Origin of the sequence: Aminobacter niigataensis (assembly GCF_014200015.1) — a bacterium.
Taxonomy (GTDB): domain Bacteria; phylum Pseudomonadota; class Alphaproteobacteria; order Rhizobiales; family Rhizobiaceae; genus Aminobacter; species Aminobacter niigataensis.
Genome location: NZ_JACHOT010000001.1, coordinates 548,572 through 567,498, shown reverse-complemented (window position 1 = coordinate 567,498; position 18,927 = coordinate 548,572). Strand labels below are relative to the sequence as shown.

The window sequence follows — 18,927 nt, the reverse complement described above, 5'->3', positions numbered from 1 at the left end:
GAACCAGTAGTCGTCCGCTCCCAGATGGAGCAGGCCCTTCGAAAAGATCGGCAACAAGATGACCTCGGCAATCATGGCACTGATTCTGGCAATGTTCACGGTCTCCGCAGCGATTGCGGACGAGAAGGCCTTTTTGGAAACTCTTTCCGGCAGCTGGCATGGCGGGGGACAGGTCCGACTGAAACCCGGTGCAGTGCCGCTTGCCGTCTCCTGCAGCCTCGACTCCCAGGCAGATGGCGCAGCCCTCAACCTTGACGGCGCCTGCCGCGCAAAAGTCGTGTTCTCCCGCCGCATAGGAGTTGATCTGCAGGCCAACGGCAGACGCTATACCGGTTCCTATGTCGGTTCGAGACGTGGCGCCGCGCGACTTGTCGGTACACGCACCGGCGATACGCTCAACCTCCAGATCCTATGGCCGGACAAGGGCTCCGGTTCGCGCGTCGCAAGCATGCGGCTGGCAAGCGTCGGTACAGGGCATATGCGGATCGTCACGATCGAGCCGCATCCCCAGACCGGAGAGAAGGTCGTGACGGCGACAATCGAGTTCACCCGCAACTAGGTGATCAACGGCAGCAAGACTGCGCAACTCTCTGTAATTCTTGAAAGACACCGGTTAACCCCGGAAAGGCTCAAGCTGTTTCATCCCAGATGGAACGGCTTGCTCAGATGATTTGGTACTCACCTGAAAAGTGATGGTGCGGTCGAGAAGACTCGAACTTCCACGGGTTGCCCCACAGCGACCTCAACGCTGCGCGTCTACCAATTCCGCCACGACCGCACTGTCACGAAGGGCCGGTCCGAACCGGCTCGCGGCATGTAGCAAATCGTTTCCGGGGAAACAAGCGCCCTGTGCGATATTCGTCGATCATTCTTGCTTGCCCCAGGGGAAGCCGCCATCACTTTCGACAATAGCCGGCTTTCAAGGCGCGGGGACTGGACGTTTTGGCCGCCAGCGGCCATATCAGGCCGAAGAACGGACCGTCCAAATGACCGAACGCAGCCTGATCGCCACGTCGTTTCTCGCCCTTCCGGGCTCAGCCCCGGTCGAATGGCGAATCGAATCCGGCCTCACCCCTTACGATCAGGCACTCGCCTTCATGGAAGAGCGCGCCGACGCGATTCGCCAGGGTAGCGCCGGCGAGATGGTCTGGCTGGTCGAGCACCCGCCAATCTACACCGCAGGCACCAGCGCCCAGGAGCAGGACCTGGTCGAGCCCGACCGTTTCCCCGTCTTCAAGACCGGCCGCGGCGGCGAATACACCTATCATGGCCCCGGCCAGCGCGTGGCCTACGTCATGCTCGACCTCAAGCGTCGGCGCGAAGACGTGCGTGCCTTCGTGGCATCACTCGAGGCCTGGATCATATCGGCGCTCGCCGCCTTCAACGTGAAGGGCGAACGCCGCGAGGACAGGGTGGGCGTCTGGGTGGTCAGACCCGACCGCCCGGCCCTGCCGGACGGTTCACCGGCGGAAGACAAGATTGCCGCCATCGGCATACGCCTGCGTCGTTGGGTGAGTTTCCACGGCATCGCCATCAATGTCGAACCTGAGCTCGGCCATTTCTCGGGCATCGTGCCTTGCGGCGTCACCGACCATGGCGTCACCAGCCTTGTCGACCTTGGCCTGCCGGTGACGATGAACGACCTCGACGTTGCGCTCAAGGCCGCTTTCGAAGCGATATTCGGGCCAGCTAGCACAGTCTCCGAGACCGTACGAAAAACCGCCTAGGAACTTTCGCTGGTCTGCCTGTTTGCAGCCCCGAACGTGGCGGGTCCCTTTGACGTCGGCGCCGCAATTCCCGCGTCATTCAGGCATCGGGATCTGTCCCGGTGCCGCAGCCTTCATCGGTCCAGAACCCCATCGAGAAGAGGCCGAACCGGCATTCAATCACAGTGCGCCGATCCACATCGCCATGGTGACGAGGAAGGTGCTCATGCAGACCATCGAAAGGACATCCTGTAGCAGCTCGGTCATCTGTTGCTCCTGTTTTTAATATGTTCTCAATTTGTTCTATTTTTGTTCAAATGTCAACGCACACCATTGCTTTCGGGCGCAGGCGCTCGTTGCAAGCGATTCGACAGTAAATGAAGGGTTTATGCGCGCGACCGGTCACCGCCGCGCGTTAACAATCGCGCGTCAGCCGAACCGGCATCGAACTAAAAGTCAACTTGAGCGCGGCCCGCCGACAGTGCGAACAGGCGTCTGGAGCGATCGCCCGCGGCTAGCGCAGCGGAACGATCTTGCCCTCGGCGAGCGTCACGCGGCGGTCCATGCGCGCGGCAAGCTCGTGGTTGTGTGTGGCAATCAGCGCCGCCAGGCCAGACTGCCTGACGAGCGCCGAAAGCGCGTCGAAGACATAGCCTGCCGTCACCGGATCGAGATTGCCGGTCGGCTCGTCGGCCAGAAGCACCAGCGGCGCATTGGCAACCGCGCGTGCGATCGCCACACGCTGCTGCTCGCCGCCGGAAAGCTCTGACGGCCTGTGTTCGGCGCGCTTGCCGATCTTCATGTAGTCGAGCAGTTGCTCGGCACGCTCGCTCGCCTTGGCCGGGCTGAGACCCTTCACCAACTGCGGCATCATCACATTCTCCAGCGCCGAGAATTCGGGCAGCAGGTGATGGAACTGATAGACAAAACCAACGTCGTTGCGGCGGATCGCGGTACGCTCGTCGTCCGAAAGCCGCCCGCAGGCGCGCCCGTTCAGGAAGACGTCGCCGGCGTCGGGGCGTTCGAGCAGGCCTGCGGTATGCAGCAGCGTCGACTTGCCGGCGCCTGACGGCGCCACCAGAGCCACCATCTCGCCCGGCTTGAGCGAGAAATTGGCATCGTTCAGGATCGTCAGCTTGCGCGAGCCCTGCTCATAATGGCGTTCGACGCTCTTGAGTTCGATAACGGCTTCGATGGCCATCACTCGTACCTCAGCGCTTCGACCGGATCGAGCGTTGCCGCCCGCCATGCCGGAAACAGTGTCGCCAGGAACGACAGCACCAGGGCCATCAGCACCACCGAGACAGTCTCGCCGACGTCCATCTTGGCCGGCAGCTGGCTGAGGAAATAGAGCTCGGGATTGAACAGCACCGTGCCGGAAAGCCACGAGAAGAACTGCCTGATGCGCTCGACATTGAGGCAGATGACGACGCCGAGCAGCACGCCGGCAATGGTGCCGGTCATACCGATGGCGGCGCCCGTCATCAGGAAGATGCGCATGACGGCGCCACGCGTCGCACCCATCGTGCGCAGGATGGCGATGTCGTGGCCCTTGTCCTTCACCAGCATGATCAGGCCGGAGATAATGTTCAATGCTGCCACAAGCACGATCAGCGTCAGGATCATGAACATGACGTTGCGCTCGACCTGCAGTGCCGAGAAGAAGGTCTGGTTGCGCTGGCGCCAGTCGGTCAGGAAGATCGGCCGCTGCGCCGCTTCCTCGACCTTGGTCTTCAGCGCATCGACGTCATCGGGATTGTCGACATAGATCTCGATCGAGCCGACCTTGCCTTCGGAATTGAAGTAGAGCTGCGCCTCGTTGAGCGGCATGAAGACGATCGAACTGTCATATTCCGACATGCCGACTTCGAAGATGCCGGAGATCGGATATGCTTTCGCCCGCGGCGTCGTGCCCATCGGCGTGACGTCTCCGTCGGGCGAAATCAGCCGGATGGAATCGCCCAGCACCAGGCCCATGTTCTCGGCCATGCGCTTGCCGATGACCACGCCCTCGCCTTCGTCGAAGCCGACGATCGAGCCTTGCTTGATGTTGTTGGCGACCAGCGTCACCTTGCCGAGGTCGCTGCCTCTGATGCCGCGCACCAGAGCGCCGGCGCCAGCGCCGACATTGCCCTGCGCCAGCACCTGGCCCTCGACCAGCGGAATGGCATATTTGACGCCTGAAACACCGTTGATGCGGTCGGCGACTGCCGAATAGTCCTCAAGCGGGGTGTCCACTGCGGTGACGACCAGATGGCCGTTGACGCCGAGGATGCGGGTCAGGAGTTCGGCGCGAAACCCGTTCATCACCGCCATCACCACGATCAACGTGGCAACGCCCAGCATGATGCCGAGGAACGAGATCGAGGCGATGACCGAGATCACCGTCTCCTTGCGCTTCGAACGAAGGTAGCGCCAGGCCACCATGCGCTCGAACACCGAGAACGGCCCGGCCCCGGCCGGCTTCGCCGCCGCCACTTGGTTCATGCCTTGGCGCCCAGCTTGGCGAGTGCGGCAGCCACCGGCAGCGTTTCGCGCTCGCCGGTCTTGCGGTTCTTGATTTCGACCTCACCGGCAGCAGCACCGCGCGGACCGACGATCACCTGCCACGGCAGGCCGATCAGGTCGGCAGTGGCGAACTTGCCGCCGGCGCGCTGGTCGGTGTCGTCGTAGAGCACGTCCTTGCCGGCTGCTTCGAAGGCCTTGTAGAACTCGTCGCAGATGCGGTCGCACTCGGCGTCGCCAACCTTCATGTTGATCAGGCCGATGTCGAACGGTGCCACTGCCTCCGGCCAGATAATGCCGTTCTCGTCATGGCTCGCCTCGATGATCGCGGCGATCAGGCGCGACGGGCCGATGCCGTAGGAACCCATCGACACGAAATGCTCCTTGCCATCGGGCCCGGTCACCTTGGCTCCCATCGGCTTCGAGTACTTCTCGCCGAAATGGAAGATGTGGCCGACCTCGATGCCCCTTGCCGAAACCTTGTCGGCCTCGGGCACCGCATCCCAGGCCGCCTCGTCATGCATTTCTTCGGTCGCCGCATACGGCGTCGTCCACTGCTTGACGATGCCGTCGATCTCGCCGTCATTGCCGAAGTCGGTTTCGGCGCCCGGCACCGGCAGGCCGAGATAATCGCGATGGCAGAACACTTGGCTTTCGCCGGTTTCGGCCAAGATGATGAACTCGTGGCTCAGGTCGCCGCCGATCGGGCCGGTATCGGCGCGCATCGGGATCGCCTGCAGGCCCATCCGCGTGAAGGTGCGGAGATAAGAGACGAACATCCTGTTGTAGGCAGCCTTTGCGCCCTCGAAGTCGAGGTCGAAGGAATAGGCATCCTTCATCAGGAATTCGCGGCTGCGCATGACGCCGAAGCGCGGGCGCACTTCGTCGCGGAACTTCCACTGGATATGGTAGAGGTTGAGCGGCAGGTCCTTGTACGACTTGACGTAGGACCGGAAGATTTCCGTCACCATCTCTTCGTTGGTCGGTCCGAACAGCATGTCGCGCTCGTGCCGGTCCTTGATGCGCAGCATCTCTTTGCCGTAGTCGTCGTAGCGGCCGCTTTCGCGCCACAGGTCGGCCGACTGGATCGTCGGCATCAAGATTTCCAATGCGCCGGCCCGATCCTGTTCTTCGCGCACGATGCGGCAGATCTTGTCCAGCACGCGCTTGCCCAGCGGCAGCCACGAGAAGCTGCCGGCCGCCTGTTGCCTGATCATGCCCGCGCGCAGCATCAGCCGGTGGGAAATGATGTCCGCCTCGCGGGGATTTTCTTTCAGGATAGGCAGGAAATAGCGCGACAGACGCATCGAAGATTCCATGAAAACGATGATGCCGGAATCGGCACGGGAAAGGCTTGCTTGAACGCGCTTCATAGCCATTTCATGGCCGATTGGAAACCCGCGCACGCCGTTTCGACGCAGCGTCAGAATGCCCTGTCTGGTTGCCAGGCAAATTCTGCCAAACAATTGTGCATTGCAGCACAGGATTGCCCCTGCCGAAGCAAAATTCTGCGTGACATTTCATTTCGGCTTGGTCTAATGTGCCCCGATAACCGAGAGGGCGGAGAAAAATCCGCTCTCCTACGCGGTCAAAGTCTTGGGAGGATGCGATCTAGGCGCGATAACTCGCTGCCGCCGGTAACGGAAAGCAGATCGGACGCGTTTAAATTGCAAGGCTTCGCGCCTTGCATTTTTTTTGGGCAATCATCAGCTTACGATGCGTCGTTGACAAACGACATGACCGGGCATGACACCCGGCAAGCCCCAGCATGACACCAGATCATCCCGCCCCCGCCGACGCGTCGGCGGTAGTCGGCCGGGCGTTGTCGCTCAGTTGATCTCGGGGATGAACTGGGGGAAATCGTCGAAGCTGTAGCCGAGGCCGAGGGTCACGCCATAGAACGCGCCCATCAGCACCGCCGTGACCACCGTTGTCCACAGCATGGCGCGCAGCATGTGGGGGCCGCGCGGCGCGCTCGCCTCCGTCCCGTGCGTGACATTGTTGTCGTCATCCTGGGTCTTCACGCCGAACGGCAGGATGGCAAACAGGGTCAGCCACCAGAAGACGAAATACATCGCGATGATGGAAATCCAGGTCATGCCTGTTCGAGCTCCACGAGCGTACCCTGGAAATCCTTGGGGTGCAGGAACAGCACCGGCTTGCCATGCGCGCCGATCCTCGGACTGCCGTCGCCGAGCACGCGGGCGCCGCTCGCCTTGAGGTGGTCGCGCGCAGCCAGGATGTCGTCAACCTCGTAGCAGACATGGTGCATGCCGCCTGAAGGGCTCTTGGCCAGGAATGCCGCGATCGGCGACCCCTCGCCCAGCGGCTCGAGGAGTTCGATCTTGGTATTGCCGACATCTATGAAGACGACCGTCACACCATGCTCAGGCAGGGCCTGCGGCTCGGTCACCCTGGCGCCCAGCGTGTCGCGGTAGACCGCGCTCGCCGCTGCCAGGTCCGGCACGGCGATGGCGACGTGGTTGAGGCGTCCGAGCATATCAAGTCCTGCCTTCAGCGGGTGACGAACACCGTCACCAGCGGTTTCTTGCCCCAGGCTTCGTTGGCCGCACCGCGCACCGCGCGACGCACCGCTTCCTGCACCAGGTCGAGGTCTTTTCGGCGCGCGCGGGGTATGGAGTCCACGGCGCCTATTGCCGCATCGAGCATCAATTCCTCGAGAGCCTCGCCGCCGGCATCGACTTCGGCTACGCCGATGGCCACCAGATCCGGGTCGCCTGACAGCTCATACTTGTCGTCGAGCACGACATTGACCGCGACATGGCCGGCAAAAGACAGCTTGCGCCGGTCGCGGATACCCATCGCCTCGTCCGAACCGATCAGCTTGCCGTCCTTATAGACCCGGCCGAACGGCACCTGGTCGATGATTTCTGCAGCGCCCGGCCACAGCCGGAGCATGTCGCCGTCGCGGATCTGCGCCACTTCGGGAATGCCGGACATCGCCATCAGCGAGCCCTGCCCGACGAGATGAGCCGCCTCGCCATGCACCGGCACGCCGATGCGCGGACGCACCCATTCATACATGCGCTTGAGTTCGCTGCGGCGCGGGTGACCGGAGACGTGGACCAGCGCGTCACCGTCCTCGATGATCCTCATGCCCTGGTCGATGAGTTGGTTCTTGATCTCGAGGATCGCCTTTTCGTTGCCGGGAATGGTCCGCGAGGAAAACACCACCGTGTCGCCTGGCGACAGGGCGACCGACTTCATTTCGTCGCGTGCCAGCTTGGCGAGCGCCGCCCGCGGCTCACCCTGGCTGCCAGTACAGATGACGACGAGGTTTTCGCGCGGAATGTAACCGTAATCCTCTTCGGAAACGAATTCCGGCAGCCCGTCCATGTAGCCGAGTTCGCTCGACACATCGATAACCCGCTTCAGCGAGCGTCCCATGACCAGAACTTGCCGACCGGCGTCGCGCGCCGCCTCGGCGATCGAGCGGATACGGCCGACATTCGACGAGAAGGTCGTCACCGCAACACGGCCCTTGGCCTCTTCGATCACCTTGCGCAGCCCCTGTCCGACCTGCTGCTCGGACGGCGAATCGCCCTCGCGCAGCGCATTGGTCGAATCGCAGACCAGCGCCAGCACGCCCTTGTCGCCATAGGCGCGGAACCGAGCCTCGTCGGTCATGGGGCCGATTTCCGGCGCCGGGTCGATCTTCCAGTCGCCAGTGTGGATCACCGTACCGGCGGGACTGGTGATCGCCAGCGAAACCGGCTCGGGAATCGAATGGCTGACAGCGATCGCTTCGATCTCGAACGGACCCACCGTGAACTTCTCGCCGGCGCGATAGACAGTTACCGGGATTTTCGGCGCGCCCTGCTCCGACTGGCGCTTGGCTTCCAGCAGCCCGGCAGCAAAAGGCGTCATCCAAACGGGCGCCTTGAGCTTCGGCCAGGTATCGTGCAGCGCGCCGTAGTGATCCTCGTGCGCATGCGTGATGATGATGCCTCGAAGGTTCTTGAGCTCTTCCTCGATGAAGCGCGTATCGGGCAGCACCAGATCGACACCCGGCAGCGTCGCATCGGGGAAAGTCACGCCGACATCGATGATGATCCACTCGCGCGCATTCGCCGGGCCGAAGCCGTAGAGCGCGAAGTTCATGCCGATCTCGCCGACGCCGCCAAGCGGCACGAATACGAGCTCGGCGTTTTCCGCTTTCGCCATACCAGAAATCCTTTCAGGCCTGTCAGGCCGCGCCGGCCGATGCGACCGCGCCAAAATGCACGTCGCCAGCGGCGATCTTTACCGTTTCACCTTTAGCGTCACGGATGACGAAGCGGCAATCCTCGTCGATGGTCTCGAAGATGCCGCGCACCACATTTCCCTCGACCCGCACGGCCACTTCGCTGCCCAGGCCAGCAGCGCGCGCCAGCCAGCGCTTGCGGATCTGGGCCAGGCCCCTGCCTTCGGCCCAGATGCGTTCGTTCTCGCTCCAGGCATCGGAAAGAGCCAGGAACAGCGTTTCGGCGTCGACGCCCGCTCCGAGGCTGGCAAGCGACGTCGCGGGATAAGGCACGTCGGTCGGATGGGCCACGACATTGACACCGATGCCGATGGCGATGCCGAGCCGCCCATGCCCAAGCAGGGTCGATTCAAGCAGGATGCCGGCAAGCTTGGCCCCCGACGCCAGCACGTCGTTCGGCCATTTCAGCTCGAAACGCTTGACGCCCTGCCCGCTGCCGCCATCGACGCCGACCGAAAACCGGGCATTGGGCGCCACCGCATCCAGCGCATCGGCAAGCGCGAGCCCAGCGACGAAGCCGAGCGTCGCGGCATATTGCAGATCGTGATCGAGGACCTTGAGCAGAGTCGCCGCCAGGTTGCCCTCCGGCGTCGCCCAGACGCGGCCGCGCCGGCCGCGACCGCTGTCCTGTTTCTTGGAGACGACCCAGAGCTTGCCCGGATCGCCTGCCATCGCGTGCTCCAACGCCAGTGCGTTGGTCGACCCTACCGCATCGTGGGCTTCCAGGCGGAAGCCGTCGGCACTTGCAGTCGGTGCGAGTTGGAACCCCATCCCGTCAGAAGAAGGTCTTGGCAGCAGCTTCCGCCATCTGCCCGACAGGGCCGCCGATCAGCACGTAGAACAGCACGAACGCGCCGGACAGGCCGAGCACGAGGCGAAGCTCGCCCGCCATCGGCTGGAAACCGCCGACCGGCTCGTCGAACCACATGATCTTGATGATGCGCAGGTAGTAATAGGCGCCGACCACCGAAGCCAGCATGCCGATCACCGCAAGGGCGTAGAGATTGGCATCGATTGCGGCGAGGAAGACGTACCACTTCCCCCAGAAACCCGCGAGCGGCGGAATGCCGGCCAGCGAGAACATAAGGATGGTCAGGATCGTCGCCATCATCGGATTGGTCGAGGACAGGCCGGCCAGATCGCTGATCTGTTCGACATTGCCGTCCTTGCGGCGCATGGCGAGGATGAAGGCGAAGGTGCCCAGCGTCATCACCAGGTAGATCAGCATGTAGATGACCACGCCGCGCACGCCGGCTTCGCTGTTGGCCGCGAGGCCGACAAGCGCGTAGCCCATGTGTCCGATCGACGAATAGGCCATCAGGCGCTTGATGTTCTTCTGTCCGATCGCCGCGAAGGCGCCCAGAACCATCGAGGCGATCGAGACGAAGACGATGATCTGCTGCCAGTCGAGGCCGATCGGCTCGAACGCACCCATGGTGACGCGCACGATCAGCGCCATCGCCGCCATCTTGGGGGCCGCGGCGAAGAATGCCGTCACCGGGGTCGGCGCGCCTTCATAGACGTCAGGCGTCCACATGTGGAACGGCACCGCCGAGATCTTGAAGCACAGGCCGGCAAGCACGAACACCAGGCCGAAGACCAGTCCGAGTTGGCGCTCGCCACCGGTCAGCGCTGCGGCGATCGCTTCGAACGAGGTGTGGCCGGTGTAGCCGTAGACGAGGCTGATGCCGTAGAGCAACATGCCCGACGACAAGGCGCCGAGAACGAAATACTTGAGGCCCGCTTCGGTCGAACGCACGTTGTCGCGGTTGATCGCCGCAATGACATAGAGCGCCAGCGACTGCAACTCGAGCCCGAGATAGAGTGCCAGCATGTCGTTGGCCGAGATCATCAGCAGCATGCCGAGGGTGGCCAGCATGGCCAGCACCGGAAACTCGAACTTGTCGAACTTCTCGGCCTTGGCAAAGCCGACCGACATGATCAGCGTCACGACCGCGCCAACCAGCGTCAGAAACTTCATGAAGCGGGCGAACGGATCGGAGATGAAGGCCGTGCCGTAGCCCTGCCCGTCATGGCCGAACACCAGCATCCACGCACCGGCCGCAATCAGCAACGCGACGGCCAGGCCGGTCACGGTCGAGTTGGCGCGCTCGCCGGAGAACACACCCACCATCAGCAGCACCAGCGCGCCGACAGCAATGATCAGCTCCGGCATGGAGAGCGAGAGGCTCGAAAGGAGTTCGGGCGTCATGGTTCGCAAAACCCCTGTCAGTTCGCCGCCGCGGTCTGCGCGGCGTCGATCGATACGGTTACGTTATTGACCAACGCCTTCACGGAAGCCGCCGTGGCGTCGAACACCGGTGCCGGGTAGACACCGTAGAAGATGACCAGGATGACGAGCGGGTAGAGCACCACCTTCTCGCGGCCCGACAGGTCGAACAGACCCTTGAGGCTTTCCTTGGTCAGCGCGCCGAAGACGACACGGCGATAGAGCCACAGCGCATAGGCCGCCGACAGGATCACGCCGGTTGCGGCGAGCAGCGCCACCCAGGTGTTGACCTTGAAGATGCCGAACAGCGTCAGGAACTCGCCGACGAAACCGCTGGTGCCGGGCAATCCGACATTGGCCATGGTGAAGATCAGGAACGCCACCGCATATTTCGGCATGTTGTTGACCAGGCCGCCATAGGCCGCGATGTCACGCGTATGCATGCGGTCGTAGACGACGCCGACGCAGAGGAACAGCGCACCGGAGACGAGGCCATGGCTCAGCATCTGGAAGATCGCGCCCTGCACGCCTTCCTGGTTCATCGAGAAGATGCCCATGGTGACGTAGCCCATGTGGGCGACCGATGAATAAGCGATCAGCTTCTTCATGTCCTCCTGCATCAGCGCCACCAGCGAGGTGTAGATGATGGCGACGACCGACAGTGCGAAAACCAGCGGCGCGAAGAATTCGGATGCCAGCGGGAACATCGGCAGCGAGAAACGCAGGAAGCCGTAGCCGCCCATCTTCAGCAGGATGCCGGCCAGAATGACCGAACCTGCCGTCGGCGCCTCGACGTGCGCATCCGGCAACCAGGTGTGGACCGGCCACATCGGCATCTTCACCGCAAACGAGGCGAAGAAGGCGAGCCACAGCCACGTCTGCATGTTGGCTGGGAAGCCATGCGAAAGCAGCGTCGGAATGTCGGTCGTGCCGGCCTGCCAGAACATCGCCATAACCGCCAGCAGCATCAGCACCGAGCCGAGCAGCGTGAACAGGAAGAACTTGAAGCTGGCATAGACGCGACGCTTGCCGCCCCAGACGCCGATGATGATGAACATCGGGATTAGCACCGCTTCGAAGAAGACGTAGAACAGCACGATGTCGAGCGCGCAGAACACGCCGATCATCAGCGTTTCCAGGACCAGGAACGAGATCATGTATTCCTTGACGCGCTTTTCCACCGACTCCCAGCTGGCCAGGATGCAGAGCGGCATCAGGAAGGTCGTCAGGATGACGAACAGCATCGAGATGCCGTCCACGCCCATGTGGTAGGAAATGCCGGAATCGAGCCACGCGGCCTTTTCGACGAACTGGAAGCCGGTCTCGGCGTTGTCGAAATAGATCCAGATCAGCAGCGACACCGCAAAGGTGAAGACCGTGGTCAGGAGCGCGACATTGCGGATATTGCGACGCGCAGCATCACCGTCGTCCCTGATCAGAAGGATCAGGAACGCGCCGACCAGCGGCAGAAAGGTGACTAGCGACAAAATGGGAACGCCAGACATCAGAAGGAGCTCCCGAGCATCATCCAGGTAACGAGGGCCGCCACGCCGATCAGCATGGCGAAGGCGTAGTGATAGAGGTAACCGGTCTGCAGCTTGACGACACGGTTGGTCACGTCGACGACGCGGGCCGAGATGCCGTCGGCGCCGAACCCGTCGATCAGCCAGCCGTCACCCTTCTTCCACAGGAAGCGGCCGAGCCACTTGGCCGGGCGCACGAACAGGAAGTCGTACAGTTCGTCGAAGTACCACTTGTTGAGCAGGAAGGCGTAGAGCCCGCGATGGCGTTCAGCCAGCACCTTCGGCATCTCCGGCGAGCGGATGTAGAACAGGTAGGCCACCAGAAAGCCGCTGATCATCGCTGCGAACGGCGCGAGCTTCACCCACATCGGCACGCCGTGGAAGTCGTGCAGGATGTGATTGGTCTCGAGCGTGAAGATCGCGCCCTTCCAGAACTCGTTGTAGGCCTCGCCGATGAACTGGTCGTGGAACACCACGCCCGCAAACAGCGCGCCGACAGCCAGCACGAACAGCGGCACCAGCATCACCGGCGGCGATTCATGCACATGGTGCATGACGTCGGCGGTGGCGCGCGGCTTGCCGTGGAAGGTCATGAAAATCAGGCGCCAGGAATAGAAGCTGGTGAAGCAGGCAGCGACCACGAGCATCGCAAAGGCAAGGCCGGCGACCGCGTTGTGGCCGACGAACGCGCCTTCGATGATGGCGTCCTTGGAGAAGAAGCCGGCCGTGCCGATGATCGTCGCCGGGATACCGACGCCGGTCAGCGCCAGCGTGCCGATGACCATCATCCAGTAGGTAGTCGGGATCAGCCTCCTGAGACCACCCATCTTGCGCATGTCCTGCTCGTCGGAAACGGCATGGATCACCGAGCCCGAGCCCAGGAACAGCAGCGCCTTGAAGAAGGCGTGCGTGAACAGGTGGAAGATGGCGGCTGAGTAGAAGCCCATGCCCAGCGCCACGAACATGTAGCCGAGCTGCGAGCAGGTCGAATAGGCGATGACGCGCTTGATGTCGTTCTGCACCAGGCCGACGGTCGCTGCGAAGAAGGCAGTGAAGGCGCCGATGAAGGTCACGACGGTAAGCGCGGAGGCGGACAGTTCGAACACCGGCGACATGCGCGCCAGCATGAACACGCCGGCGGTCACCATGGTGGCCGCGTGGATCAGCGCCGACACCGGCGTCGGGCCTTCCATGGCGTCCGGCAGCCAGGTGTGCAGGGGCACCTGCGCCGACTTGCCCATGGCACCCATGAACAGCAGCAGGCAGACGATGGTCAGCGCGCCCTGCTTGTCGAGCGCATAGCCGAGGAAGGTCAGGACGGTTTCACTGCTTGCGGCAGCGCCTTCGGCCGGCAGATAGGAAGCGGCGCCGGCAAAGATCGTGCTGAATTCGACCGAGCCGAACAGAACGAACAGGCCGAAGATGCCGAGCAGGAAGCCAAAGTCGCCGACACGATTGACCACGAACGCCTTGATGGCGGCGGCATTCGCCGACGGCTTCTTGTACCAGAAGCCGATCAGCAGATAGGACGCGAGTCCCACCCCTTCCCAGCCGAAGAACATCTGAACGAGGTTGTCCGACGTCACCAGCATCAGCATGGCGAAGGTGAACAGCGACAGGTAGGCGAAGAAGCGCGGCCGATGCGGATCGTGGTGCATATAGCCGATCGAGTAGATGTGGACGAGCGCCGACACCGTGTTGACCACGACCAGCATGACCACCGTCAGCGTGTCGATGCGCAGCGCCCAGTTGGCCTGCAGCCCGCCGGAGTCGATGAAGCGCAGCACCGGCACGGTGAACACTTCGACGTCGCCGAGCCCCACGGTGATGAAGGCGACCCAGGACAGGACAGCCGACACGACCAGCAGGCCGGAGGTGATGTATTCGGACGCCTTGGCGCCGATCGAACGGCCGAACAGGCCGGCGATCAGGAAGCCGAGAAGCGGAAGGAAGACGATTAGCTGATACATTTTTGTCCCGTCAGCCCTTCATCATGTTCACGTCTTCGACCGCGATGGAGCCGCGGTTGCGGAAGAATACGACCAGAATGGCAAGCCCGATTGCCGCTTCAGCGGCGGCGACCGTCAGAACGAAAATCGCAAAAACCTGACCGACGAGATCGCCGAGATGGGCAGAGAAAGCCACGAAATTGATGTTGACGGCGAGCAGGATCAGCTCGACCGACATCAGGATGACGATGACGTTCTTGCGGTTCAGGAAAATGCCGAACACGCCGAGTGTGAACATCACCGCCGAAAGGGTGAGATAGTGTCCGATACCGACAACCATGGTCAGATTCCCTTGCCCGTCTCGACCTTCTTGACCTCGATCGCGGTGGCCGGCGTGCGGGCGACCTGAGCGGGGATGCTCTGGCGCTTGACGTTCGGCTTGTGGCGCAGCGTGAGCACGATGGCGCCGATCATGGCGACCAAAAGCACAAGGCCGGCGATCTGGAAGAAGTAGATGTAATCCGTGTAGAGGATGTCGCCGAGCGCTGCCGTGTTGTGGCGCACCGCGATGTCAGGCGTTGGCTGGGCAACCGCCGTCGCGAGCTTCGGCGAGAACGCGTAGCCACCGGTCACCACGATCAGCTCGGCCGCCAGTATCAGGCCGACCAGCGCGCCGATCGGCGCATATTGCAGCGCGCCTGACTTGAGCTCGGCGAAATCGACGTCGAGCATCATGACCACGAACAGGAACAGCACCGCCACCGCGCCGACATAGACGACAAGCAGGATCATCGCCAGGAACTCGGCGCCGGTCAAAAGGAACAGACCCGCAGCGTTGAAGAACGTCAGGATCAGGTAGAGCACCGAGTGAACCGGGTTGCGCGCCGAAATGACCATGAAGGCCGACGCCACCGCGATGAAGGCGAAGAGGTAGAAAAATACCGCTTCAAGTCCGTTGAGCATGGGTTCCCCCGGTTTTCCTTTCGGGCCGAACGCGCCTGCGCCCTGCCCTGTTCACGTCCTTGCTCCGCCTCCGGTGCAGGTCGCGCGTTCCTTAGACGAGCCGACTTGGCCCGTCCATTGTTCAAGCCTCAGCGATACGGCGAATCCATCGCGATGTTGCGCGCGATCTCGCGCTCCCACCGGTCGCCATTCGCAAGCAGCTTGTCCTTGTCGTAGTAAAGCTCCTCGCGCGTTTCCGTCGCGAATTCGAAATTCGGCCCCTCGACGATGGCGTCGACCGGGCAGGCTTCCTGGCAGAAGCCGCAATAGATGCACTTCACCATGTCGATGTCGTAGCGCACCGTACGGCGCGTACCGTCGTTGCGGCGCGGGCCGGCCTCGATAGTGATGGCCTGCGCCGGGCAGATCGCCTCGCACAGCTTGCAGGCGATGCAGCGCTCTTCGCCGTTGGGATAGCGGCGCAGCGCATGCTCGCCGCGGAAGCGCGGGCTGACCGGTCCCTTTTCATGCGGATAGTTCAGCGTCGCCTTGGGCGCGAAGAACTGGCGCATCGACAGGAAGAACGCGCCGACGAAGTCCTGCAGCAGCAGCGATTTGGCGGCTTGGGTTAGCGCGGACATCATGCGGCTCCCGAAAGCTTGAGGACAGCAGCGGTGATCACGACCATTGCCAGCGAGATCGGCAAGAACACCTTCCAGCCCAGGCGCATCAGCTGGTCGTAGCGGTAGCGCGGCACGAAGGACTTCACCATGGCGAACATGAAGAACACCATGCAGACCTTGAGCACGAACCAGATCACGCCGGGCACCCAGGTGAAGGGTGCGAAGTCGAACGGCGGCAGCCATCCGCCAAGGAACAGGATCGTCGTCAGCGCGCACATCAGCACGATGGCGACGTACTCGCCGAGGAAGAACAGCAGGAACGGCGTCGACGAATATTCGATCATGTGGCCGGCAACGAGTTCCGACTCGGCTTCGACAAGGTCGAAGGGCGGACGGTTGGTCTCTGCGAGTGCCGAGATGAAGAAGATCACGAACATCGGGAACAGCACGAGCCAGTTCCAGTCGAGGAAGGTGTTCGGCAGGCCCAGGCGCGTGCCGATGCCATCGCCCTGCGACAGCACGATGTCGGTGAGGTTCAGCGAACCGACGGTGAGCAGCACGCAGACGATGACGAAGCCGATCGAGACTTCATAGGACACCATCTGGGCCGCCGAACGCAGCGCGCCGAGGAAGGGATACTTGGAGTTCGAGGCCCAGCCGCCCATGATCACGCCATAGACCTCGAGCGAGGAGATGGCGAAGACATAGAGGATGCCGACGTTGACGTTGGCGATCGCCCAGCCTTCGCTGACCGGGATCACCGCCCATGCCGAGATCGCCAGCACCGCCGAGACGACTGGTGCAAGCAGGAACACGCCCTTGTTGGCGCCTGACGGGATCACCGGCTCCTTGAAGACAAACTTCAGGAGATCGGCGAAGGCCTGCAGCAGGCCCCAGGGACCGACGACGTTCGGGCCGCGGCGCAGCTGCACCGCCGCCCAGATCTTGCGGTCGGCATAAAGGATGTAGGCGACGAAGATCAGCAGGACGACGATCAGCACGACCGACTTCAGGAGGATGATCAACGCCGGCAGGACGTAGAAGGAGAAAAAGGTATCCATGACAGCCTTTACTCCGCCGCCTGCTTGAAGCCGTTTTTGGCCAGTGCCGAACACTCGGCCATCACCGCCGACGCGCGTGCGATCGGGTTGGTGAGGTAGAAGTCCTTCACGACGGAGGTGAAGGCTGCCTTGTTCAGGCGGCCGCCGAGCTTGGCGACCTTGGCGATGTCGTCATTGTCGCCGGCATCGATCTGGTCGATGCGCGCCAGATGCGGAAGCTCCGCATAGAGCTTGGCGCGCAGCTGCTGCAGCGAGTCGAAAGGCAGCTTATGGCCGAGCACATCGGACAGCGCCCTGAGGATCGCCCAGTCTTCCTTGGCCTCGCCCGGCGCGAAGCCGGCGCGACCGGTCACCTGGACGCGGCCTTCGGTGTTCACATAGGTGCCCGACTTCTCGGTGTAGGCAGCGCCAGGCAGGATGACGTTGGCGCGGTGCGCGCCGGCGTCGCCATGGGTGCCGACATAGACCACGAACGCGTCGCCGGCCTTGCTCAGGTCGAGCTCGTCGGCGCCGAGCAGGAACAGCACGTCGCTATCGCCGAGCATGCCGGTAACGTTCTTGCCACCCTCGCCCGGCACGAAGCCGACATCGAGGCCGCCGACGCGGGCCGCTGCGGTGTGCAGCACGGCAAAGCCGTTCCAGTCTGGGCGGCTCGCCTTGACCGCGGTCGCGAGCTTGGCGGCCTGGCCGAGCACGGCGGCACCATCGGACCGGGCGACTGCGCCCTGGCCGACGATGATCAGCGGATGCGAAGCCTTCTTGAGGACCGAGAAGAACTTGCCATTGCCTTCGGCCAGGTCCTTGAGCGTATCCGGGCCGGAACCGAGCTGCTCGTAGTCATAGCGCGTGTCGCCGACCTCGCCGATGACGGCAACCGGCACATTGGCTGCGCGCCAATGCTTGCGGATGCGGGCATTGAGCACCGAAGCCTCGAAGCGCGGGTTGGCGCCGATGATCAGGATGGCGTCGGCCTGCTCGATGCCTTCGATGGTCGGGTTGAAGATGTAGCTGGCGCGGCCGAGCGACGGATCGAGCGCGGCACCGTCCTGGCGGCAATCGATGTTCTTCGAGCCGAGCGAGGAGACCAGTTGCTTGAGCGCGTACATTTCCTCAACGGTCGCAAGATCGCCGGCAATCGCGCCGATACGGTCAGCCGAAGTCTTGGAGACAGCGTCCTTGATCGCCGAGAACGCCTCGGGCCAGGTCGCCGGAGCGAGCTTGCCATTCTTGCGGACATAAGGACGGTCGAGACGCTGCGTGCGCAGGCCGTCCCAGATGAAGCGGGTCTTGTCGGAGATCCACTCCTCGTTCACCTGCTCGTTGATGCGCGGCATGATGCGCATCACTTCGCGGCCACGCGTATCGACGCGGATGGCCGATCCGACGGCATCCATCACGTCGATGGATTCGGTCTTGGTCAGTTCCCACGGACGCGCCTGGAAGGCGTAGGGCTTCGAGGTCAGCGCACCGACCGGGCACAGGTCGATGACGTTGCCCTGCAGCTCGGAGGTCATCGCCTGCTCGAGATAGGTGGTGATCTCAGCGTCCTCGCCACGGCCGATCAGGCCGAGCTCGGAGATGCCGGCCACCTCGGTGGTAAAGCGGACGCAGCGTGTGCAGTGGATGCAGCGCGTCATGATCGTCTTGACCAGCGGGCCGATGTACTTGTCTTCGACAGCGCGCTTGTTTTCGTTGTAGCGCGAACCGTCGAGGCCGAAGGCCATCGCCTGGTCCTGCAGGTCGCACTCGCCGCCCTGGTCGCAGATCGGGCAGTCGAGCGGATGGTTGATGAGCAAAAACTCCATCACGCCTTCGCGGGCCTTCTTGACCATCGGCGTGTTGGTGAAGATCTCGGGCGTTTCGCCGTTCGGGCCTGGGCGCAGGTCGCGCACGCCCATGGCGCAGGAAGCCGCCGGCTTGGGCGGTCCGCCCTTTACCTCGACAAGGCACATGCGGCAGTTGCCGGCAATCGACAGCCGCTCATGGAAGCAGAAGCGCGGCACTTCCGCGCCCGCCTCTTCCGCAGCCTGCAGCAGCGTATAGTGGTCGGGTACCGAAATCTCTTTCCCGTCGACCTTAAGCTTTGCCATAGCGCCTCAAATCCCGCGGATGATCCGCATTCCG

Annotated in this window: 17 protein-coding genes and 1 tRNA gene; 2 read left to right on the top strand and 16 right to left on the bottom strand. The window is 62.8% G+C overall.

Features of this window, described 5'->3' with window-relative positions:
* The first annotated feature begins 58 nt into the window (after nucleotides 1–58).
* Entirely contained in the window at nucleotides 59–559 is a 501-nt protein-coding gene (locus GGQ99_RS02830) for a hypothetical protein (protein ID WP_183260526.1), read from the top strand.
* Nucleotides 560–693: 134 nt separating this feature from the next.
* On the opposite strand, the gene GGQ99_RS02825 is transcribed toward GGQ99_RS02830, so the two are convergent.
* A tRNA-Leu gene (locus GGQ99_RS02825) sits at nucleotides 694–778 on the bottom strand.
* A gap of 208 nt (nucleotides 779–986) precedes the next feature.
* Here GGQ99_RS02825 and lipB point away from each other — a divergent pair.
* The gene (gene lipB / locus GGQ99_RS02820; RefSeq protein WP_183260524.1) at nucleotides 987–1,727 is read left to right on the top strand and encodes a lipoyl(octanoyl) transferase LipB; all 741 of its coding nucleotides are present in this window, start codon (nucleotides 987–989) and stop codon (nucleotides 1,725–1,727) included.
* Nucleotides 1,728–2,220: 493 nt separating this feature from the next.
* Here lipB and GGQ99_RS02815 read toward each other — a convergent pair whose 3' ends face one another.
* The 15 genes from GGQ99_RS02815 to nuoG all read right to left on the bottom strand — a co-directional run bounded on the left by GGQ99_RS02815 (nucleotide 2,221) and on the right by nuoG (nucleotide 18,893).
* Nucleotides 2,221–2,907, bottom strand: a complete 687-nt coding sequence (locus GGQ99_RS02815) for an ABC transporter ATP-binding protein (RefSeq protein ID WP_108607747.1) — start codon at nucleotides 2,905–2,907, stop codon at nucleotides 2,221–2,223.
* Nucleotides 2,907–4,193 (bottom strand): lipoprotein-releasing ABC transporter permease subunit, encoded by a 1,287-nt coding sequence (locus GGQ99_RS02810; protein ID WP_108607746.1) that lies wholly within the window; start codon nucleotides 4,191–4,193, stop codon nucleotides 2,907–2,909. Before GGQ99_RS02810 ends, GGQ99_RS02815 begins: the two co-directional genes overlap by 1 nt.
* Nucleotides 4,190–5,518 carry a proline--tRNA ligase gene (proS, locus tag GGQ99_RS02805; RefSeq protein ID WP_108609848.1) on the bottom strand — a complete coding sequence of 443 codons (1,329 nt, stop codon included), beginning with the start codon at nucleotides 5,516–5,518 and terminating at the stop codon, nucleotides 4,190–4,192. Before proS ends, GGQ99_RS02810 begins: the two co-directional genes overlap by 4 nt.
* Nucleotides 5,519–6,040: 522 nt before the next feature.
* On the bottom strand, nucleotides 6,041–6,310 hold the full coding sequence (locus GGQ99_RS02800) for a DUF1467 family protein (protein ID WP_108607745.1): 270 nt from the start codon (nucleotides 6,308–6,310) through the stop codon (nucleotides 6,041–6,043).
* Nucleotides 6,307–6,711, bottom strand: a complete 405-nt coding sequence (mce, locus tag GGQ99_RS02795) for a methylmalonyl-CoA epimerase (protein WP_108607744.1) — start codon at nucleotides 6,709–6,711, stop codon at nucleotides 6,307–6,309. The genes GGQ99_RS02800 and mce overlap by 4 nt, the downstream gene beginning before the upstream one ends.
* Before the next feature lie 14 nt (nucleotides 6,712–6,725).
* The gene (locus GGQ99_RS02790; RefSeq protein ID WP_108607743.1) at nucleotides 6,726–8,396 is read right to left on the bottom strand and encodes a ribonuclease J; all 1,671 of its coding nucleotides are present in this window, start codon (nucleotides 8,394–8,396) and stop codon (nucleotides 6,726–6,728) included.
* A gap of 22 nt (nucleotides 8,397–8,418) precedes the next feature.
* On the bottom strand, nucleotides 8,419–9,246 hold the full coding sequence (locus GGQ99_RS02785; protein ID WP_183260522.1) for a biotin--[acetyl-CoA-carboxylase] ligase: 828 nt from the start codon (nucleotides 9,244–9,246) through the stop codon (nucleotides 8,419–8,421).
* Nucleotides 9,247–9,250: 4 nt separating this feature from the next.
* Nucleotides 9,251–10,687, bottom strand: a complete 1,437-nt coding sequence (gene nuoN, locus GGQ99_RS02780) for an NADH-quinone oxidoreductase subunit NuoN (protein WP_108607741.1) — start codon at nucleotides 10,685–10,687, stop codon at nucleotides 9,251–9,253.
* A 17-nt stretch (nucleotides 10,688–10,704) separates the two neighbouring features.
* Nucleotides 10,705–12,210: an NADH-quinone oxidoreductase subunit M gene (locus GGQ99_RS02775; RefSeq protein ID WP_108607740.1), complete on the bottom strand. Its 1,506-nt coding sequence runs from the start codon at nucleotides 12,208–12,210 to the stop codon at nucleotides 10,705–10,707.
* Nucleotides 12,210–14,198, bottom strand: a complete 1,989-nt coding sequence (gene nuoL, locus GGQ99_RS02770; protein WP_183260520.1) for an NADH-quinone oxidoreductase subunit L — start codon at nucleotides 14,196–14,198, stop codon at nucleotides 12,210–12,212. The genes GGQ99_RS02775 and nuoL overlap by 1 nt, the downstream gene beginning before the upstream one ends.
* A gap of 10 nt (nucleotides 14,199–14,208) precedes the next feature.
* On the bottom strand, nucleotides 14,209–14,517 hold the full coding sequence (gene nuoK / locus GGQ99_RS02765) for an NADH-quinone oxidoreductase subunit NuoK (RefSeq protein ID WP_108607738.1): 309 nt from the start codon (nucleotides 14,515–14,517) through the stop codon (nucleotides 14,209–14,211).
* Between the two features lie 2 nt (nucleotides 14,518–14,519).
* Entirely contained in the window at nucleotides 14,520–15,140 is a 621-nt protein-coding gene (locus GGQ99_RS02760; RefSeq protein ID WP_108607737.1) for an NADH-quinone oxidoreductase subunit J, read from the bottom strand.
* Between the two features lie 128 nt (nucleotides 15,141–15,268).
* A complete protein-coding gene (gene nuoI / locus GGQ99_RS02755; protein WP_108609847.1) occupies nucleotides 15,269–15,760 on the bottom strand; it encodes an NADH-quinone oxidoreductase subunit NuoI in 492 nt (163 codons plus the stop codon).
* Nucleotides 15,760–16,803, bottom strand: coding sequence for an NADH-quinone oxidoreductase subunit NuoH (gene nuoH, locus GGQ99_RS02750; protein ID WP_108607736.1), 1,044 nt, complete (start codon nucleotides 16,801–16,803; stop codon nucleotides 15,760–15,762). Before nuoH ends, nuoI begins: the two co-directional genes overlap by 1 nt.
* 8 nt (nucleotides 16,804–16,811) lie before the next feature.
* Nucleotides 16,812–18,893 (bottom strand): NADH-quinone oxidoreductase subunit NuoG, encoded by a 2,082-nt coding sequence (gene nuoG / locus GGQ99_RS02745; RefSeq protein WP_183260518.1) that lies wholly within the window; start codon nucleotides 18,891–18,893, stop codon nucleotides 16,812–16,814.
* Nucleotides 18,894–18,927 lie beyond the last annotated feature (34 nt).

Bases quoted from the DNA above. Each gene is read 5' to 3' on its own strand.
- GGQ99_RS02830 (WP_183260526.1), top strand. From the start codon at position 59: ATGACCTCGGCAATCATGGCACTGATTCTGGCAATGTTCACGGTCTCC.
- nuoH (WP_108607736.1), bottom strand. From the start codon at position 16,803: ATGGATACCTTTTTCTCCTTCTACGTCCTGCCGGCGTTGATCATCCTC.
- nuoI (WP_108609847.1), bottom strand. From the start codon at position 15,760: ATGTCCGCGCTAACCCAAGCCGCCAAATCGCTGCTGCTGCAGGACTTC.
- lipB (WP_183260524.1), top strand. From the start codon at position 987: ATGACCGAACGCAGCCTGATCGCCACGTCGTTTCTCGCCCTTCCGGGC.
- GGQ99_RS02790 (WP_108607743.1), bottom strand. From the start codon at position 8,396: ATGGCGAAAGCGGAAAACGCCGAGCTCGTATTCGTGCCGCTTGGCGGC.
- nuoK (WP_108607738.1), bottom strand. From the start codon at position 14,517: ATGGTTGTCGGTATCGGACACTATCTCACCCTTTCGGCGGTGATGTTC.
- nuoG (WP_183260518.1), bottom strand. From the start codon at position 18,893: ATGGCAAAGCTTAAGGTCGACGGGAAAGAGATTTCGGTACCCGACCAC.
- GGQ99_RS02810 (WP_108607746.1), bottom strand. From the start codon at position 4,193: ATGAACCAAGTGGCGGCGGCGAAGCCGGCCGGGGCCGGGCCGTTCTCG.
- GGQ99_RS02785 (WP_183260522.1), bottom strand. From the start codon at position 9,246: ATGGGGTTCCAACTCGCACCGACTGCAAGTGCCGACGGCTTCCGCCTG.
- nuoL (WP_183260520.1), bottom strand. From the start codon at position 14,198: ATGTATCAGCTAATCGTCTTCCTTCCGCTTCTCGGCTTCCTGATCGCC.
- nuoN (WP_108607741.1), bottom strand. From the start codon at position 10,687: ATGACGCCCGAACTCCTTTCGAGCCTCTCGCTCTCCATGCCGGAGCTG.
- GGQ99_RS02775 (WP_108607740.1), bottom strand. From the start codon at position 12,210: ATGTCTGGCGTTCCCATTTTGTCGCTAGTCACCTTTCTGCCGCTGGTC.
- mce (WP_108607744.1), bottom strand. From the start codon at position 6,711: ATGCTCGGACGCCTCAACCACGTCGCCATCGCCGTGCCGGACCTGGCA.
- proS (WP_108609848.1), bottom strand. From the start codon at position 5,518: ATGCGTCTGTCGCGCTATTTCCTGCCTATCCTGAAAGAAAATCCCCGC.
- GGQ99_RS02760 (WP_108607737.1), bottom strand. From the start codon at position 15,140: ATGCTCAACGGACTTGAAGCGGTATTTTTCTACCTCTTCGCCTTCATC.
- GGQ99_RS02800 (WP_108607745.1), bottom strand. From the start codon at position 6,310: ATGACCTGGATTTCCATCATCGCGATGTATTTCGTCTTCTGGTGGCTG.
- GGQ99_RS02815 (WP_108607747.1), bottom strand. From the start codon at position 2,907: ATGGCCATCGAAGCCGTTATCGAACTCAAGAGCGTCGAACGCCATTAT.